General features: G+C 71.2%; 12 protein-coding genes. 7 read left to right on the top strand and 5 right to left on the bottom strand.

Going from position 1 to position 17328, the window contains the following annotated elements; all coding sequences use genetic code 11:
* A complete protein-coding gene (locus O5O46_RS23035; RefSeq protein ID WP_269857444.1) occupies positions 1-2793 on the top strand; it encodes an NHLP bacteriocin export ABC transporter permease/ATPase subunit in 2793 nt (930 codons plus the stop codon).
* Positions 2794-2916: 123 nt separating this feature from the next.
* On the opposite strand, the gene O5O46_RS23030 is transcribed toward O5O46_RS23035, so the two are convergent.
* From O5O46_RS23030 to O5O46_RS23020, 3 genes are all read right to left on the bottom strand, one after another.
* Positions 2917-6387: a S8 family serine peptidase gene (locus O5O46_RS23030; RefSeq protein ID WP_269857443.1), complete on the bottom strand. Its 3471-nt coding sequence runs from the start codon at positions 6385-6387 to the stop codon at positions 2917-2919.
* Positions 6388-6486: 99 nt separating this feature from the next.
* Positions 6487-7275 carry a thioesterase II family protein gene (locus O5O46_RS23025; RefSeq protein WP_269857442.1) on the bottom strand — a complete coding sequence of 263 codons (789 nt, stop codon included), beginning with the start codon at positions 7273-7275 and terminating at the stop codon, positions 6487-6489.
* Between the two features lie 183 nt (positions 7276-7458).
* The gene (locus tag O5O46_RS23020) at positions 7459-8115 is read right to left on the bottom strand and encodes a TetR/AcrR family transcriptional regulator (RefSeq protein ID WP_269857441.1); all 657 of its coding nucleotides are present in this window, start codon (positions 8113-8115) and stop codon (positions 7459-7461) included.
* A 193-nt stretch (positions 8116-8308) separates the two neighbouring features.
* Between O5O46_RS23020 and O5O46_RS23015 the strand changes: the two genes are divergently transcribed.
* From O5O46_RS23015 to O5O46_RS23000, 4 genes are all read left to right on the top strand, one after another.
* Entirely contained in the window at positions 8309-8536 is a 228-nt protein-coding gene (locus O5O46_RS23015) for a ferredoxin (protein WP_269857505.1), read from the top strand.
* Positions 8533-9861 carry an NAD(P)/FAD-dependent oxidoreductase gene (locus O5O46_RS23010; protein ID WP_269857440.1) on the top strand — a complete coding sequence of 443 codons (1329 nt, stop codon included), beginning with the start codon at positions 8533-8535 and terminating at the stop codon, positions 9859-9861. Before O5O46_RS23015 ends, O5O46_RS23010 begins: the two co-directional genes overlap by 4 nt.
* A 12-nt stretch (positions 9862-9873) precedes the next feature.
* Complete coding sequence (locus O5O46_RS23005; protein WP_269857439.1) at positions 9874-11082, top strand: cytochrome P450; 1209 nt, start codon at positions 9874-9876, stop codon at positions 11080-11082.
* A 382-nt stretch (positions 11083-11464) separates the two neighbouring features.
* A complete protein-coding gene (locus O5O46_RS23000; RefSeq protein ID WP_269857438.1) occupies positions 11465-13039 on the top strand; it encodes a SulP family inorganic anion transporter in 1575 nt (524 codons plus the stop codon).
* Here the strand turns inward: O5O46_RS23000 and O5O46_RS22995 are convergent.
* Together O5O46_RS22995 and O5O46_RS22990 are read right to left on the bottom strand one after the other, a co-directional pair.
* The gene (locus tag O5O46_RS22995; protein ID WP_269857437.1) at positions 13030-13545 is read right to left on the bottom strand and encodes a universal stress protein; all 516 of its coding nucleotides are present in this window, start codon (positions 13543-13545) and stop codon (positions 13030-13032) included. The two genes, O5O46_RS23000 and O5O46_RS22995, sit on opposite strands and share 10 nt — an antisense overlap.
* 4 nt (positions 13546-13549) lie before the next feature.
* Positions 13550-14806 (bottom strand): SLC13 family permease, encoded by a 1257-nt coding sequence (locus O5O46_RS22990; protein ID WP_269857504.1) that lies wholly within the window; start codon positions 14804-14806, stop codon positions 13550-13552.
* 178 nt (positions 14807-14984) lie between these two features.
* Here O5O46_RS22990 and O5O46_RS22985 point away from each other — a divergent pair, with 178 nt between their 5' ends.
* Together O5O46_RS22985 and O5O46_RS22980 are read left to right on the top strand one after the other, a co-directional pair.
* The gene (locus O5O46_RS22985) at positions 14985-15650 is read left to right on the top strand and encodes a maltokinase N-terminal cap-like domain-containing protein (protein WP_269857436.1); all 666 of its coding nucleotides are present in this window, start codon (positions 14985-14987) and stop codon (positions 15648-15650) included.
* A 436-nt stretch (positions 15651-16086) separates the two neighbouring features.
* Complete coding sequence (locus O5O46_RS22980) at positions 16087-17235, top strand: ABC transporter substrate-binding protein (RefSeq protein ID WP_269857435.1); 1149 nt, start codon at positions 16087-16089, stop codon at positions 17233-17235.
* The last annotated feature ends 93 nt before the right edge of the window (positions 17236-17328 follow it).

Raw genomic sequence — 17328 nt, 5'->3', positions numbered from 1 at the left:
ATGACGTCTGTCGCAGCGAGCGGCGATGTGGTCGTGGGCGCCCTCGGAGGGCTGGGCGAACCGGTCGGCACAACGGGCGTACGCAATCTGCCGCTCGACGGCCCGCATGTGCTGTGGCTGCTCGTGGACGGCGCGATGGACCTGTTCGCGGTGGACGCGACTGGCCAGGGCCGCTGGCACTTCCTGGGTCGGTTGGAGGCCGGAACCCTGCTGCTCGGCCCGGTCGAGGGCCCGCGGCACACCCTTCTCGGGCGGCCGTTGACCGGCTGCGTACTGCGCCGCATCCAGCTCAGGGAGCTGTACGACAACACGTACTACCAGAGCCCCGACACACCGCTGAGCCCGCTGGAGGACGCGTTCGCGCTCGGCATCGGCCGCGGGCTGCGGATGCTGTTCGAAACGCCGGACGAGCACGGCCGGTTGGCGCCTGATGACGACGGCATCCTGTGGATGTCCGTGGACCCCGGCAGCCTGCGGTACGGCGCCGAGTACAGCGCGCAGGCGGCCCAGGACCTGCTGATCGACGGCGCGATGTGGCAGCGCCTGGTCAACCAGCAGGCCCGGCTGCTGTTCGCCCTCGACCGCTGGATCGAAGGGCTGGAGAGAACCCACGAGGACCGGGCGACGGCCGGGATCAAGGCCGGTGAGGCGGTGCGTGCCCAGGCCGACCAGGCACTGCTGGCGTCCATCGACAAGCCGCGCCGCGCCGCGACCGGCCCGGCCGCGGCGTCCGACGACGCCGCGCTCGCCGTCTGCCGCGCGGTCGCCGCCGCGGCGGGGATCGCGGTCACCGCGCCCACACCGGGCGGCGCGGTGAACGACCGGCTGGATCCCGTCGAGCGGATCGCGCTGAACTCCCGGTTCCGTACCCGTACGGTCCGGCTCGCCGGACGCTGGTGGCGGGAGAACTCCGGTCCGCTGGTGGGCCGTTGGGCCGCCACCGACGCTCCGGTCGCACTGCTGTGGCGGCGCGGCCGGTACGAGGCGGTGGATCCGGTCGCCGGCACCCGGACCAGGATCGGCGCGGCGAACGCCGGGCGGCTCGCGTCCGAGGCGGTGATGTTCTACCGGCCGCTGCCGGAACGGCCCCTGCCCGCCTGGCGGTTGCTGCGCTTCGGGCTGCGCGGGACCCTGCCCGACCTGCGCAACCTGGCGCTTGGCGGGCTGGTCGCGGTCGTCCTCGGGGCGATGGTGCCGATCGCCACCGGACAGGTGCTGGGCTCCTACGTGCCCAATGCCGAGACCAGCCTGATCGTCCAGACATCGCTGGCCATCGTGGCCACCACCATCGTGTCGGCCGCCTTCTCCCTGCTGGAGAACATCGCGCTCCTGCGACTGGAGGGCCGGATCGAGGCCAGCTTGCAACCGGCCGTGTGGGACCGGCTGTTGCGGCTGCCCACCAGGTTCTTCGCCGGTCGCTCCACCGGCGAACTGGCCACCGCGGCGCTGGGGGTCAGCGCGATACGCAGGGTGCTGTCCGGCATCAGCTCGGTGGCCGTGCAGGCCGGCACGGTCGGTGCGGTGAACCTCGTGCTGCTGCTGTGGTACAGCCTTCCGCTGGCGTTGACGGCGCTGGCGATGCTGGTGGTCATCGGCGCGGTGTTCCTGGCCCTCGGGCTGTGGCAGGTGCGCTGGCAGCGGCGGTTGACGGTGCTCAACAACAAGCTCAACAACCAGGCGTTCCAGACGCTGCGCGGACTGCCCAAACTACGCGTCGCCGCCGCCGAGGGCTTCGCCTACGCGGCCTGGGCCGGCGAGTTCGCCCGCAGCCGGGAACTCCAGCGGCGGGTGGGCCGGATCAAGAACCTGATCACCGTGTGCAACGCGGTCTACCTGCCGCTGTGCACGCTCATCATGTTCGCTCTGCTCGCCGGTCCGGCCCGCGGCTCGCTGTCGGCGAGCGGCTTCCTCACCTTCAACACCGCCGTGACGATGCTGCTGACCTCGGTCACCCAGCTGACGGGCGCGCTGATCTCGGCGGCATCCGTACTGCCGTTGTACGAGCAGATCAAGCCGGTACTGGACGAGCGGCCCGAGGTACGCGGAGGCAGCACCGCGCCCGGCACGCTGTCCGGTGCCATCGAGGCCAGGAGTCTGTCGTTCCGGTACACCGAGGACGGACCGCTGGTGCTGGACGACGTCTCGTTCCGGGTGGCGCCGGGCGAGTTCGTGGCCGTCGTGGGGGCGAGCGGCTGCGGCAAGTCGACTCTGCTGCGCCTGCTGATCGGCTTCGACCGGCCGCTGACCGGCAGCGTGCTGTACGACGGCCAGGACCTGGCGGCGCTCGACCAGGCGGCGGTGCGCCGCCAGTGCGGGGTGGTGCTGCAGAACGCCCAGCCGTTCACCGGAACGATCCTGGACTGCGTGCGCGGCGCCGAGTCGTACTCCCTCGAAGAGGTCTGGCAGGCCGCCGAGATGGCGGGGGTGGCCGAGGACATCAGGCGGATGCCGATGGGCCTGCACACCATGCTCTCCGACGGCGGCGGCAGCGTCTCCGGTGGTCAGCGGCAACGCCTGATGATCGCCCAGGCGTTGATCCGCCACCCGCGTGTGCTGTTCCTCGACGAGGCGACCAGCGCGCTGGACAACGAGACACAGCGGGTGGTCATCGAGAGCACCCGCGAGCTGAACGCCACACGTATCGTGATCGCGCACCGGCTGTCCACCGTGCTGGACGCGGACCGGGTGATCGTGATGTCGGACGGCCGGATCGTCCAGCAGGGCCCACCCGCGCGGTTGCTGGCCGACACCGGCGGGTTGTTCCACGAGTTGGTGCGCCGCCAGATCCAGTGATCCGCCGGGATGGCACGCCGCTTCGGCGGCGGCCGTGGAGCGCGCCGCCGCGAGGCGCTGACGAAAGCAGCCGAGGCCGCTCCGGCAATGGAGCGGCCCCGGCCGGGATTTGGCTGATCCGCGTCAGCTGACGGTGTAGGTGTACGGGATCGCCGCCAGGACCGAACCGGTGGTGCCGATCTGGTTGTTGGCGGTGGCCACACCGCCCGGGGCGGTCACCAGGTACAGCACGCCGTGCACGGTGCTGCCCTTGGGGCCGCGCGGAGTGATGGTGACCTGGAGCGAGCCGGTGGCACCCGGCTTGACGGTGACCGGGCTGAGGGTCGGGGCCGAGGCGTTCACCGCGACCGCGAACGGGTCGTTGGTGCTGGAGGTCAGCGCCGGGTCGAACGCCTGGGTGTGGGCACTGGCGGTGATGGTCGACGTACCGGCCGGAGCACCGGCCGCCGGGAACGGGCCGATCTGCTGCACGTAGCTGCTCCAGAAGCCCGGAACCACCGGCTGCGCGGCGCTGCCCTGGCCCTTGACGACCGAGACGGTGGAACCGTCCTGCGCCTGCTTGAGGTCACCGAACGAGTCCGGCGAACCGGCGGTGGCGCTCAACTCCAGCTGCGCTGGCGTCGAGGAGGCCGCGACCGAGGTCAACCTGTCGGTGCCCGGGGGCACCAGGAAACCCGGGGTGGTCGAGGTCGGGTGCAGCGGCAGCGCGACGGTGGCCGAGGTGCCCTGCGGCACCAGCGGGACGTCCACCATCTTGGTGAGCCGGCCGTCGGCCTGCACGAGTTGGGTGGCCGCGGTGTTGTTGGTGTAGGTCACACGCACGGTGGTGGGCTTGTCCGCCACCAACTTGGCGCTGGTGCTGTTCGGCAGACCGGTGGCGGTCGCCTGGTCCTGGTCCAGGCCGACGGTGCCGTGGAACGGCTCGTTCAGCTCAGCGCCGCTGACCGGGTTGAGGACGTTCAGGACGAACCGCCAGCGACCGGCCGCCGGGTTGACGGCGGTGGCCGACACGCCCCGCGTGGTGCCGGTCAACGCACCGGAGGTGTTCAGCAGCGCGTTGCTCTCGATGTCCACCGGCGTGCCGTTGGGGGTGATCAGCGCGCCCTGCACGAGTACGTTCGGGTCGCTGAGCGTCACACCGGCGCGGATGTCGCGGTGGCCGGACGGGACGTCGAAGGCGTAGGTGAAGGACTGCGCGGGCGAGGCGTCACGGGCGTTGCCGCCGGTGACCGTGCCGGTGAAGTCACCGCCCTTGCCGGAGAGCCGGACCAGGCTGCGCAGGATCACCGGAACGCTGGTGGTGTGGCCGTTGGAGCTGGCCACGGTGATCGACTCGGCGCTGTCACCGCTGGTCTTCGAAGTGGTGAGGTGGACGTGCAGGGTGGTGCTCTGCCCCGGCGCCAGCCTGGTCACCTGCGGGCTGACCGAACCGGCCTGCACCGCACGCTGGGTGGCGGTGTCCAGCAGCACCGGACCGGTGAACCCGTCGCTACCGGCGGGGGTGTACAGAATCGCGGTCCACTTGCCCGCGACCGGGTGCGGTACGTCGGCGATGCCGAAGTTGGCCGAGACCGGGCCGCCCTGCGGACGGGTGTTGGTCTCCAGCCGGCCGGACGGATCCAGCAGGGTGAGCCGGACCACCGGGGTCACGGTGTTGGCGCCCGACTTCTGCGCCTTGCCCTGCCAGGCGATCGACGCGGCGAGCCGGTCGGCCCCCGGCGGCACGGTGAACTTCACCTCGTGGTGCACCCAGGTGGCACCGTTGGTCGCGTACGCGAACTTGGGGTCGGTGGAGGAGTTCAGCGGCACGGTCTGCCGGGAGTTCGCCAGCGGCGCGAAGGTACGGGTGGCACCGGTGACCGTCTGGGTGGTGTGGCCGGTGTTGACCACGGTGACGTCAGCGGTGTGGCCGGAGCCCGGCGTGCCGGAGATGTCCTGCTGGCCGGTGGTCACGGCAACGGTGCCGCTCTGCTTGGCGCCCGCGGGGCTGTGGTAGCCGCGGGCGGCCTCCACCGCACCGCGCACGTTCAGCAGACCGGCGCCCTGCTCCTGCGCGGGCAGGCCGAGGTCCTGGGCGGTACCGGTGAGGAACTGCTTGACCAGCGCGGGAGTTGGCGACTGGCCGTGGTGGCTGTCCCGGTAGGCCTGGATCACCAGGGCCGCCGCGCCGGCGGTCAGCGGCGCGGACTGACTGGTCCCGCCGAACGGCTGGATCGCGCTGCCCGTCCCGTTGAAGTTCGTGCACTCGGTGTACTCGCTGATCTTGGGCGAGCACAGTGCCCAGTCCGCCTCACCGGGCGCGACCAGGTCGACGGTGCGTCCGGCCTGGGTGAAACCGCCCGACGACAGCGCCGAGATGCGGTCGTTGGCCCAGGTGCCGTTGGAGAACTGGGCGGCGGCGTAACCGGTTTGCAGATAGGTCTGGTTGTCCGTCGAGGCGCCCGTGGAGATCACGTGCGGGTCGGTGGACGGGGTGCCGATGGTGCTGTTGATACCGGCGTCACCGCTGGACACCGTCACCGTCACACCGGCGGCCACCGCCTCGTCGTTGAACAGCGAGATGGTGTCGTGCGCACCGCTGTCCGGGGTGACGTTGCTGCCGAACGACTCGTTGAGCACGTCGACATGGGCGACCGACACGGCGTAGTCGATGGACTGCAGGATCGCCGAGTTGGGGAACGTGGTGCCACCGGCCTTGAGGGCCACCAGCGAGGCGTCGGGCGCGAAGCCCTCGATGCGGATGTTGCACCCGGCGGGCAGCGGGTGGGTGGGGTTGACGAACTTCGACAGGTCGTAGCTCTCCCTCCCCTGCGCGATCATCGCCGAGGCGTCGCCGAACGCCTCCGCGGCGCCGCTCGGCGCGTCCCAGCCGTCGCCCGAGAAGTCCTGGTGGTCGACGACCGCGTGCGTGCCGTCAGGGCGTATGAAGTCCGGGTCGTTGGGGTCCAGGCCGTCCGCGATGTAGGCGACCTTGACCCCCTTGCCGGTGGCGATCTGATGGGCGCCGGGCGAGCCGGGGGTGCCCTCGACGTGCGTCGAGTAGAGCGCCTCGGGCTCCAGCAGCGGCTTGGACGGGTCGCTGGGGCAGATGGCGTACGGGTTCTTCCCGTTGCCGTTGCCCCGGGCGTTGGGCGTGACGGCCTGGGGTCCCTTGGCGCCGCCGCCCTGGGTGCCCGGGGCGGTGGCGCTCGGCGGAGTCACCCTCACCGTCTCGTCCGGGACGACCGAGGCGACGGCGGGGTCGGCCGCCAGTGCGTCGCGCAGCGCCGGACTGACCGTCGCGGAGAAGGCGTTGCCGACGACGAAGCTCTTGATACGGCTGCCGCCGTTCGCCCTGACCTTCGCCAGCAGCGGTGCCTGCGCGGCGGCGGCCTCACGCGCCCGGTCCTTCAAGTGCCCGGCGTCGGCCGGGGCGTTGGATAGCTGGTCCTTCAGGACAACGATCACAGGTGTTGGCGCTCTGTTGTCCGAGAGCGCCTGCGCGTTCGGTGCAGAAGTCAACTCAGCGCCGTTCGCGGTGGTCCCGAAGGTCAGGACCATGGACGCGGCGGCCAGTGTGACGCCTGCCAGCTGCGGTTTCCGCCAGCCGAACATCGACATCCTTTCGTCTGGTAAGACGTCAGGGGGCATGCCAGGGCCACGCGTTCCGCTGTCGGACGCGTGCATGCTGCTGGAACACCCGTCCCGACAAGCTCACGCATTCCAGCGCATCGATGACTTCCCGACAAGGGGGTAATCGCGCAGATGTGCCCGAACCAGTTCCACAACGCGGTCCACCTGCGGCACCAGGTAGAAGTGACCGCCGTCCAGGGCATGGCTGTGGAACTCGGCCGTGGTGAACCGCCCCCACCCCATGACCGATTCCGCCTCGACCGAGGAATCTTGGCGTCCGCTTAGCGCGGTGATCGGTATGTCCAGCAGTGGCCGCCCCGCTTCCGGGCGGTAGGAGTCGAGCAGCAGGTAGTCGTTGCGCAGCACCGGCAGGAACAGCTCCCGTGCCAGCGGCTGATCGAAGATCTCCATCGGCGTGCCACCGTGCTGCCGCAGCACCGCCAGGATCTCCTCGTCCGTACGGGGGCGCGCCCGCGCCTCGGACACCGGGCCGCTCCCGGGTGCCCGTCGCGCGGAGACGAACAGCGCGTCGAGAGGGAGACCGCCCGCCAGCGCCAGAGCGGTCTCGTACGCGATGGTCGCCCCCATGCTGTGCCCGAACAGGGCGGTGTTCCCCGGCTCGTTGCCGGTGGCCCGCAGACCGGCGGATATCTCCCCCACCAACTCGTCCAGGTCACTGACGAACGGCTCGGCCATCCGCGACTCCCGCCCCGGGTACTGGACGATCCACACCTCGACGTCCGGCCCGAACCGCTCGCCCCACGCACGGTAGAAGTTCGCTCCCCCGCCCGCATGCGGGAAGACCACCAGTCGACGCGTGGCAGTGGGCCTGGGGCACGGGATCATCAGACAGTTGGGAATGGCGGTCACCGGTCGGGGCTCCTTCTGCGGGCGGTTGCGTCAGGTGGGCTGGCCCGATCCGCTGCCGAGCGGCGCGGTTCGGCCAGTCCCGCCGCCAACATCCTTACCTGTCACAGGGGTTGCCGCGCACGCTGTTCGCGGCTCGTCAGGCACTCGCCGCGGCCGGGCGGCCCACAAGGGTTCCACCGGCGCTCAGTCGCCGTCGGATGCCGCGTCCTCCGCGTTGATGCCGGTGAACAGCCAGTTGAGGGCCTGGCCGAAGAGTTCCTCCGAAACGCAGTCGGGGTCGACGCGTCGCTGGCGGACCAGACCGATGAACAGAGCCGCCACCACCGTCGCCACGGCCTGCGCGGAGACCCCTTCGGGCGCGCCGCGCCGGGCCATTGCCGCGGCGACCAGGCCTTCCAGAGCCTGGTGCGATTCGCGTGCCGAGTCCGCCAGCGCGCCCATCACCTGGGGGTTGCGGATGGCGTACAGCCAGAACTCGGCCTGCAGCGCGGCGAATTCGATGTCCTTGTCGGCGACGTTGACCAGCAGCCGCCCCAGTTCGGTGACCGCCTCCGCGGTGCCCGCCCCATGGGAGTCCAGCGCCTGGGCGGCCGCCGCCAGGCGGTCCCTCCTGCGGTCCGACAGCAGTTCGAGGAAGAGCGCCTCCTTGCTGCTGAAGTTCGAGTACAGCGCGCCCGTGGAGAAGCCCGCCGCCTCGGCGATCTCCTCCACCGAGGCACCGGTGAAGCCCTTGCGGGCGAAGGTGCGCGCCGCCGCGTCCAGCAGCAGGGCGCGGGTTCGGGCCTTGGTCTCGGCCCTGGTCAGCCGCCGCCGCACCGGTTCCTCAGGCTGTGCATCCATGTCATGGAGGCTATTCAGATAGTGACCACTACGTCAAAGCTCGAATAGCGTGTACAGTTCGAATAGCGGTCACTATCTGAGTTGCGCCCGCGATGCCGAGCCCGGCCGTGCCCGGGCCGCAGGCCCTGTTCAGCGGGCAGACGCCGCCCTGCGGAAAGGGAGAACGATGACCACGCAGCCCCCACCGGACACGCTGCGGCTTGTGGTGGACCTGAACCGTTGCCAGAGCTACGGACAGTGCGTCTACGCCGCCCCGACGGTCTTCCGGTTCCACGGTGAGGAGTCACTGGAGTACGACTACGCCCCCGGCGAGGACACACGACGCGATGTCGAGCGGGCCGCTGCCGCGTGCCCGGTACAGGCGATCACGCTGGGCGCGGCCACCGAGCCGTCGCCGCTGGCCGAGGAGCGTGACCGGTGAGCGCCGGGCGGATCGTGATCGTCGGCGCCTCGCTGGCCGGGCTGCGCGCCGCGGAGGCGCTGCGGGACGAGGGATTCACCGGCGAGCTGACCCTGATCGGCGACGAACCCCATGAGCCCTACGACCGGCCGCCGCTGTCGAAGGCGGTGCTGACCGGCTGGCTGCCCGGCGACCACACCGTGCTGCCCCGGCTCCGCGACATCGACGCGCGCTGGCTGCTGGGCACCGCCGCGACCGGGCTGGACGTGCCCGGCCGCGAGGTGACGCTGGCCGACGGGCGCCGGGTGCCGTACGACCGGCTGCTGATCGCCACCGGGACCCGCGCCCGCCCGTGGCCCGAGTCGTCCGGGGGCGGCCTGCACGGCGTGCACCTACTGCGCGGGCGGGACGACGCCGACCGGCTGCGGACGGAACTGCTCGCCGGTCCCCACCGGGTGCTGGTCGTCGGCGCGGGCTTCACCGGCGGCGAGGTCGCCTCGTCCTGCCGGGACCTGGGGCTGGCGGTGACCGTGACCCAGCGCGGCGCGGCCCCCCTGGCGAGCGCGCTGGGCGGGGTGGTCGGCCACGCCGCCGCCGGCTGGTACCGGGACGCCGGGGTGGACCTACGGCTGAACACCACGGTCCAGGTGCTGGAGGGCGACTCCCGCCGCCGGTTGCGCCGCGCGGTGCTGTCCGACGGCAGCACGGTGGACGCGGAGGTGGCCGTCGTCGCCACGGGCGCCGTCGCCAACACCGAGTGGCTGGCCCACTCCGGGCTGGCCACCGACGACCGCGGCGTGACCTGCGACGCCACCTGCCGGGTACGGGCCGCTGACGGCACCGTCGTGCCGGACGTCTTCGCCGCGGGCGACGTCGCCCGCTGGCCGCATCCGCGCTACCCCGGGCAACTGCTGCGGCTGGACCACTGGGACAACGCCGTCTCCCAGGCGCGCACCGCCGCGCACAACATGACCCATGACCCCCTGGACCACCGGCTCCACCAGCCGCTGCCAGCCTTCTGGTCAAACCAGTTCGGGGTCAACTGCAAGTCCGTGGGCCTGCCCGCCATCGCCGACCAGGTCGTGGTCACCCAGGGCTCACTCGACCGGCGCCGTTTCGTGGCCGCCTACGGCCACGCCGGACGATTGGTGGCCGCCGTCGCCGTCAACTCCCCCCGCGTGCTGGACGGTTACGCCGCCCTCATCGAGGCCGGGGCACCGTTCCCGCCCGTACTCAACGCCCCCGACGGCCCGGCCCAACCCACCCCAGTGGACGCCGGGTTCCCCCACCGGGCGCACGCCGAAGGCCGCACCACCGGCCAACTCGTTCCGACCGCACACACGTAAGGGAGCACGCTGATGACCACGACCGCGCGGCTTTCGCCGACCGACCTGTTCGCCCAGGTCATGCGGTACGAGAACCGGCCCGACCCCTACCCGTACTACGCGCTGATGCGCGAGCGGCCGGTGGTCCGGATGGACAACGGGACCTGGCTGGTCAGCGGTTACCACGAGATCGCGCAGCTGCTCCACGATCCGCGGATCAGTGCCGACCGGCTCAACCCGCAGGCCCCCAAACCACCCCAACGCAGCCTGCTGGTCCAGGACCCGCCGCGGCACGACCGGCTACGCCGTCTGGTCACCCAGGAGTTCGTCCCGCGGATCACCGGCATGCGCGACCACATAGCCGAACTGGTCGACCAACTCCTCGACGCCCACACCAGCTCGGGGCCGGGGCAGCTCGACGTGGTCGCCGACCTGGCCTACCCGCTGCCGGTCACCGTGATCTGCGAACTGCTCGGCGTGCCACGCGAGGACGAGCCGGTCTTCGGCTCCCTCTCCCGTCGGCTCACCCTCGCCCTGGATCCCGTCGACTCGCCGACGGAGGAGCAGATCCGCGACGCCCAGCAGGCCCGCGACCAACTGCTGGAGTACCTGGAGGCCCTCATCCAGCGGCGCCGGGCCGAGCCGGGCGACGACCTGCTGTCCGCCCTGATGTCCAGTGGGGACGACGAGGGCCCGATGGGCCCGGTGGACCTGCGCGTCACCCTCGTACTGCTGCTCATCGCCGGTCATGAGACCACCGTCAACCTGATCGCGAACGGCACACTCGCCCTGCTGCGCGCCCCGGACGTCCTCGCCCGGCTGCGCACCGACCCCGGCCTGGCCACCCCGCTGGTGGAGGAGGTACTGCGGTACGACCCTCCGGTGCAGATGTCGGGCCGCAGCGCACTCGCCGACATCGACATCGCGGGCACCACCATCCCCAAGGGGTCGAGGATCCGCATCATGCTCGCCGCGGGCAACCGCGACCACCGCCGCTTCCCCGATCCCGACCGCTTCGTCCCCGACCGCCGGGACAACACCCACCTGGGTTTCGGCGGCGGTATCCACTACTGCGTGGGCGCCACCCTGGCCCGCGCGGAAGCCCAGCTGGCCCTCACCGCCCTGGCCCGGCGCCTGGAAGCCCCACGACTGGTCGCCGACCCACCCCCCTACCGCGAGAACGCCACGCTCCGCGGCCCGGAACACCTACCGGTCGCCTTCGACCGGCTGACCAACGGATAGGTTCCGCAGGGCCGTTGGCCGAGTACACCGGCAACCGCCGCTCGGCCATCGGCCGCCGGGCTGGACACCTGATCCCATGTCGCTGACCAGCCCTGCCGAATCACCGGAAAATCCGAGTAATCCGGACTTTATTGCAGCAGCCATGTAGTCCGTGCCATTGTCGATGGCATCAAGCCGTTCAACTTCGAACACGGCTTTGTGGACCGGCGGTTGCCCCCGACACCGTCGCACGAATTCCCTTCTCCCCCTTTCCTCAATGCCTTCTTGACGCAACGTAAAGCCAGTAAGGAGGGAATGGGTTCCAGTGATCACCTATGGCGGTCCAGGGAGCGCATGGGCTCGGTTACGGGGTGTACTGCCCAGTCGTCTCGACCTCGTTGACATGGGGCGCTGCCCGCGCAAGGACGTGCTGGCCGGGCTCATGGTGGCGATCACCGCGCTTCCGCTCGCCCTCGGTCTGGGTGCCGCCTCGGGCCTCGGCCCCCAGGCCGGGCTGGCCAGTGCGGTGGTGGCCGGTGGGTTGGCCGCCCTGTTGGGCGGTTCCAACCTCCAGGTCTCCGGCCCCACAGGGGTGTTGACGGTGGTGATCGCACCCGTCGTACACCGCTTCGGTGCCCGCGGTGCGCTGACCGTGGGGCTGATGGCCGGGCTGCTGGTCATCGCACTGGCGCTGTCCCGGGTGAGCGGATGTCTACGCTATCTGCCCGCGCCGATCGTCAAGGGATTCACCATCGGCAGCGCGGCGGTGATCATCCTTCAGCAGATCCCTCCCGGGCTGGGTATCGCCGTGCGTCCGCGCGGCACGGTCATCGAGGCCGCGGTCAGATCCATGGCGCACCCCAACTGGGTGGCCATCGCGCTCTGTTCGGCAGTGGTGGTGGCCCGGCTGGTCGGTGGCCGACTGCTGCCGAACGTGCCGTCCGCCCTGGTGGCGGTGGTCGGAGGCACCGTGCTGGTACGGGTGCTGGGGCTTTCCTTGCCGCGCATCGGGCATGTGCCCTCCAGCCTTCCGCATCCGTCGCTGGGCTTCCTGGACTTCCGCTCGATGCCGGTGCTGCTGCCGTCGGCGGTGACCGTCGCCGCCGTGGTGGCGCTGGAGGCGCTGATCACGGCAGCGGCGGCGGACGCGATGAGCGATGGGGAACCACATGACGGCGACCGGGAGTTGTTCGGGCAGGGGGTGGCAAACCTGGCCGCGCCGCTGTTCGGCGGGCTGGCGGCGACCGGAACCGTGGTTCGTACCGCCAGCAACGTGCGCCAGGGGGCGTGTTCTCGGCTGGCCGCGCTCGTGCATGCCGTGGCCCTGGGGGTGCTCGCCTTCACGGCCGCGCCGCTGGTGGCGACGGTGCCGGTGTGCGCGTTGGCCGGGGTGCTGATCGCCACCGCGACGCGGATGGTGGACGTCCGGTCGTTGCGGGCGCTGGCTCGTGCGGATCGGGGGCAGGCCGCGGTCGTCGCGGTAACCGCCGTGGTCACGCTGGCCTTTGGCCTGGTCGCCGCAGTTACCGCCGGGCTGGTGCTGGCCGCTGGCTTGGCGCTGCGTGCGGTGGTGCGTTCCGCTTGTGTACGACGAGAGCCCGACGGACGGTCGTTCGCCGTCTACCGCGTCGAGGGGCCGCTGCTGTTCGCCTCGGCCGCGCGGCTGCTGCGCCCGCTCATGCGGTGCCAGACGGGCGTGGTCGTACTGCGTATGGCGCGGGTCACCGCCGTCGACGCCACCGGGATCCTGGCGCTACGGGACACCGTCGCCGCGTTGGCCAAACGCGGAACCCTGGTCCTGGTGTGCGGCATCCGCGACCAGCATCTGCCACCCATGGACGCACTCGGTGTCCTGGACGAACTACGCACGACCGGGCGGCTGTTCACCACCGACGCGGAGGCCGACGCCTTCGCCCGGGCGGAGCTGGACCTGCCGCGAGTCGGCAGCTCCAGCCGGGCCGAGCCCCACTACCCGTGACGCGGTGGCGGCGGGATCGTGGCGATGCCCGGCGCCGGTTCCGGCCAGACGAGCAGGACGGGGCACGGGGCGTGGTCGACGACGAAGCGGCTGGCGGGCCCCAGGCTGCGCGGCCCGAGGCGGCTGCGGTCACCGTCGCGGGCGACGATGAGCAGGTCGGCGCCCTCGGCGGCGGCGACCACCTCCCGTTCGACGCGACCGACCCGGGCGAGCCGGGTGCACGGTCGGGCCAGCCGCTCGGCGGCGGCGTCCAGTAGCTCCTGCGCGCTGGCCGCGGCCAGGTCCTCCATCCGCGCCCCGGGATCCCTCCCCCAGCCTTCGGCCGGGTGGTGCCCCTTGGGGTGGCCGCGGCCCAGCAGCCCCGCGTAGACGCCGTGCGCCGCGCCCGGGACGTCGTGCCCGGTGACGTGCAGCAGCACGATCCGCGCGTCCGGCGGTGCGTGGGTGCGGGCGGCGTCGACGCACGCGTACCAGGTGCCCTCGACGATCCAGACGATGACGGTCACGTGCTCAGCCTCCGACGACGCGCAGGGACGTCCACAGTGCTACCACGGCGAGCACCAGTGCCGCGGGTACGACGAGCAGGCCGAGGCGGGTGAACTCGCCGAGGTCCACCTCGGCGTCGTGTTCGTGCACGATGCGCCGCCACAGCAGGGTGGCCAGGGACCCGGCGTAGGTGAGGTTGGGGCCGATGTTGACACCCAGCAGCACCGCGAGGACGGCGCCGGGGCCGGTTGGGGCGGTCAGCGGCAGCAGCACCAGGACGGCGGGCAGGTTGTTGATGACGTTTGCCAACAGGGCCGCCAGCGCGGCGATGCCGAGCAGCGCGGGCAGTGAGGTGCCGCCCGGCACCAGATGGGCGAGCCCGGAGGCGAGCCCGTTGTCGACCACGGCGCGCACCACGATGCCGAGGGCCAGAACGAACGCGAGGAACGGCAGCGCGGCGGAGCGGACGATCGCGGCGGGCGTGGTGCGCCGCCGGGCCAGCGCCCGTACCGCGAGCACGAGCGCGCCACCCAGCGCGGCCCAGGCCGGATTCACCCCGAGGGCGGAGGTGAGCACGAAGCCGCCCAGTGTGCAGGCGACGGTGACCAGGGCGAACAGCGGCGGTTCCGGCGCTTCGGCGGGAGGCGGTGCCTGCGCGCCGGCGGCCAGGTCCGTGGCGAAGAACCGGCGCAGCACCACGTACTCGACGGCGATGGCGACCAGCCACGGCAGCGCCATCAGGGCGGCGAAGCGGGTGAAGCTCAGGCCGCTGGCGGCGAATGCCAGCAGGTTGGTGAGGTTGGAGACCGGCAGCAGCAGGGAGGCGGTGTTGGACAGGTGGGTGCAGGCGTAGACATGCGGTTTGGGCCGTGCCCCCAGCCGGGCCGCGGTGGCGAACACCACCGGGGTGAGCAGCACCACCGTCGCGTCCAGGCTCAGCACCGCGGTGGTGAGCGACGCGATCACGAACACCTGGACCAGCAGTCGGCGCGGTCGCCCCACCGCCGTACGGGCCATCCATGCCCCGCAGGCCTGGAACATCCCGTCGTCATCGCAGAGTTGGGCCAGCACCAGCACCGCCGCGAGGAACCCGATCACCGGGCCGAGCCGGGCGGCCTCCACCCTGGCGTGGTCCAGCGAGATCGCTCCGGTGCCGATCACCGCGCCCGCCGCCGGAACCGCGACCACCGCTTCGGGCCAGCCCCATGGCCGTACCACCGCGCAGACCAGCACCACGACCAGCAGTCCCACGGACAGTACTTCCGCGAACGACGTGTTCAGGGTCGGCTCCTCGCAGCTGACGGCAACGGCGCCCCCTATGGAAGCAGGCTCCGAGGTGGCCACGCCGTATCGCCCCCACCGCTGTGTCGTGTCACCGACGCCACGGCGGCAGCAACTCCCCTACCCGCCAAGGGGAGTGGCAGGATGGGCGTAACCAACGGGAGGGGTTGTCCGAGGTATGGCCGTCATCTACCGCACCACGTTGTCGCCGACCAAGCTGGAACTGCTCACCGGATGGCTTCCCGCGCGGCCCTGGTACCTCGGCGCCGCTGGTCGTACTCCGCAGCTGGGCAGGGCGGGCGGTTTCCGGCTCGATGACCCGAAGGGCGAGGTCGGGATCGAGTTCATGGCGGCCACCGACGGGTCCGGGGACGCGCCGGTCACCTACCACGCGCCGCTCACCTACCGTGGGGCGCCGCTCGACGGCGCCGAGCACGCCCTGATCGGCACCATGGAGCACGGGGTGCTGGGGCGGCGGTGGGTCTACGACGGCGTCCACGACCCGGTGCTCGTCGCCCAACTCCTCGCCCTCGTCATGGGCCGGGCCGAGCCGCAGTCGCAGAGCGTGAACGACACCCCGGACCCGACCGTCGTCGGCCACTTCGCGGAGAGCGGCCACACGGCGGAGGTCGAGTCCTCGGCCGTGGCCGACGGGCCGCACGGCACCGACCTCCTGGTACGGACCGGCGCCCGGGAACTCCGCATCCGGGTGAATCGGGCTCTCAGCGCCGAACGAGGCGAGACCCAGGCCGCATTGGGACATGTCGCGGCGAACTGGCGGCTATCGGACGGATCCCAGGCCCGCGGCCTGTTCGCCGTCGTTCACGAGCAGGCGGCCGAGTAGCCGACCGACCGCGCGCCACGAGCGCGCGCCAAGCCGCACCACCGATCGGCCGCGCACCCACCCCCAGCCCGCGCGGCCGCTCCGCATCACCGCGAGCACCACCCCAGCTCGCGCCACCGATCCACCCGGATCCGCCCCTTCACCCCAACTCGCCGCGAGAAGTCGCTTTTGCTTCTATCGGGGGTGTTCGCCCGCTGGGCACACCCTCCGTGGCCACCGCCGCGACGCTCCGAACACGCGACCGGGTATCAAACACACCGCAATCCGGCAAAGATCCTCCACACAGGGCCTGCACCCCCTGGACGACCCGCTTCGTTCCGGTTACCGTCATCGCTTCTCGGCCACTTGTTCACTTTTCGGCCACCGAACTGCTACGTACTGAGCCCGTCATGTTGCACCGCAGCGTGGCCTTTTCAGACCCCCGCAAGGAGAACCCGTGAACGTGCCCCGTAACCGGGCGATCGGCGCTACCGGCGTCCTGGCCGCGGCGGCGCTCACCTTGAGCGCCTGCGGCTCCACGCCCGCCGCGAGCACCACGGCGAACGACAAGAGCGCTGCCACCGCCACCTCGGCGGCCGACCTCGGCGGTATGGACGCCCTGGTCGCCGCCGCCAAGAAGGAGGGCACGCTCAACGCGATCGCGCTGCCCCGCGACTGGGCCAACTACGGCGCGGTCATCGACGGGTTCACCAAGAAGTACGGCATCAAGGTGCAGGACGAGAACCCGACCGGTGCCAGCCAGGACGAGATCACCGCCGTCACGTCCCGCAAGGGCCAGTCGAACGCGCCCGACGTGCTGGACCTCGGCTCGCAGTTCGCGCTCAGCGGCGCCCAGCAGGGCCTGTTCGCCCCGTACAAGGTGGCCTCCTACGACCAGATACCCGCTGCCCAGAAGGACAGCAACGCCGACTGGTACAACGACTACGGCGGCTACATCTCGATCGGCTGCGACGCCAGGCGGGTGCGGGAGTGCCCGAAGACCTTCGCCGACCTGACCAAGCCCGAGTACCGCGGCCAGGTCTCGCTCAACGGCGACCCGACCAAGTCCGGTGCCGCGTTCGGCGCGGTGTACGCGGCGTCGATGGCGAACGGCGGATCGTACGTGGAGATCCAGCCGGGCCTTGACTTCTTCGCCAAGCTCAAGCGGATCGGCAACTTCAACCCGGCGTTCGCCACTCCGACGTCGATCGAGAAGGGCCAGACGCCGATCACCATCGACTGGGACTACCTCAACGTCGGCTACTCGGACGCCTTCAAGAACAAGGGCGTCGACTGGCAGGTGAACGTCCCCACCGACGGCCTCTACGCCCAGTACTACTCGCAGGCGATCAACGCCAACGCCCCGCACCCGGCCGCCGCCCGGCTGTGGGAGGAGTACCTCTACAGCAACGACGGCCAGAACCTCTTCCTCAAGGGGTACGCACGCCCGGTACTGATGGACGCCATGGAGGTCAACGGCAGCCTGGACGCCGTGGCCGCGGGCAAGCTCCCCGCGGTCTCCGGCTCCCCCGCCTTCCCCACCGAGGACCAGCTGGCGACCGCCAAGAAGACCGTCGCCGAGAAGTGGGCGCAGACCGTCTCATAACGGAACCACCCATCGAAGGAACCACCCACGATTCATCAGTTCAGGCTGACCAGATAGAACTGGACAGCCTGAACTGAAGGATTTACCGTGGGG

Origin of the sequence: Streptomyces sp. RPT161 (genome assembly GCF_027533845.1) — a bacterium.
Taxonomy (GTDB): Bacteria; Actinomycetota; Actinomycetes; order Streptomycetales; family Streptomycetaceae; genus Streptantibioticus_A; species Streptantibioticus_A silvisoli_A.
This window is presented reverse-complemented; position numbering and strand designations above follow the sequence as displayed.

Excerpts from the sequence above, each read along its gene's own strand:
- O5O46_RS23000 (WP_269857438.1), top strand. The coding sequence starts at position 11,465 with ATGGGGCGCTGCCCGCGCAAGGACGTGCTGGCCGGGCTCATGGTGGCG.
- O5O46_RS23035 (WP_269857444.1), top strand. The coding sequence starts at position 1 with ATGACGTCTGTCGCAGCGAGCGGCGATGTGGTCGTGGGCGCCCTCGGA.
- O5O46_RS23030 (WP_269857443.1), bottom strand. The coding sequence starts at position 6,387 with ATGTTCGGCTGGCGGAAACCGCAGCTGGCAGGCGTCACACTGGCCGCC.
- O5O46_RS23020 (WP_269857441.1), bottom strand. The coding sequence starts at position 8,115 with ATGGATGCACAGCCTGAGGAACCGGTGCGGCGGCGGCTGACCAGGGCC.
- O5O46_RS23005 (WP_269857439.1), top strand. The coding sequence starts at position 9,874 with ATGACCACGACCGCGCGGCTTTCGCCGACCGACCTGTTCGCCCAGGTC.
- O5O46_RS22985 (WP_269857436.1), top strand. The coding sequence starts at position 14,985 with ATGGCCGTCATCTACCGCACCACGTTGTCGCCGACCAAGCTGGAACTG.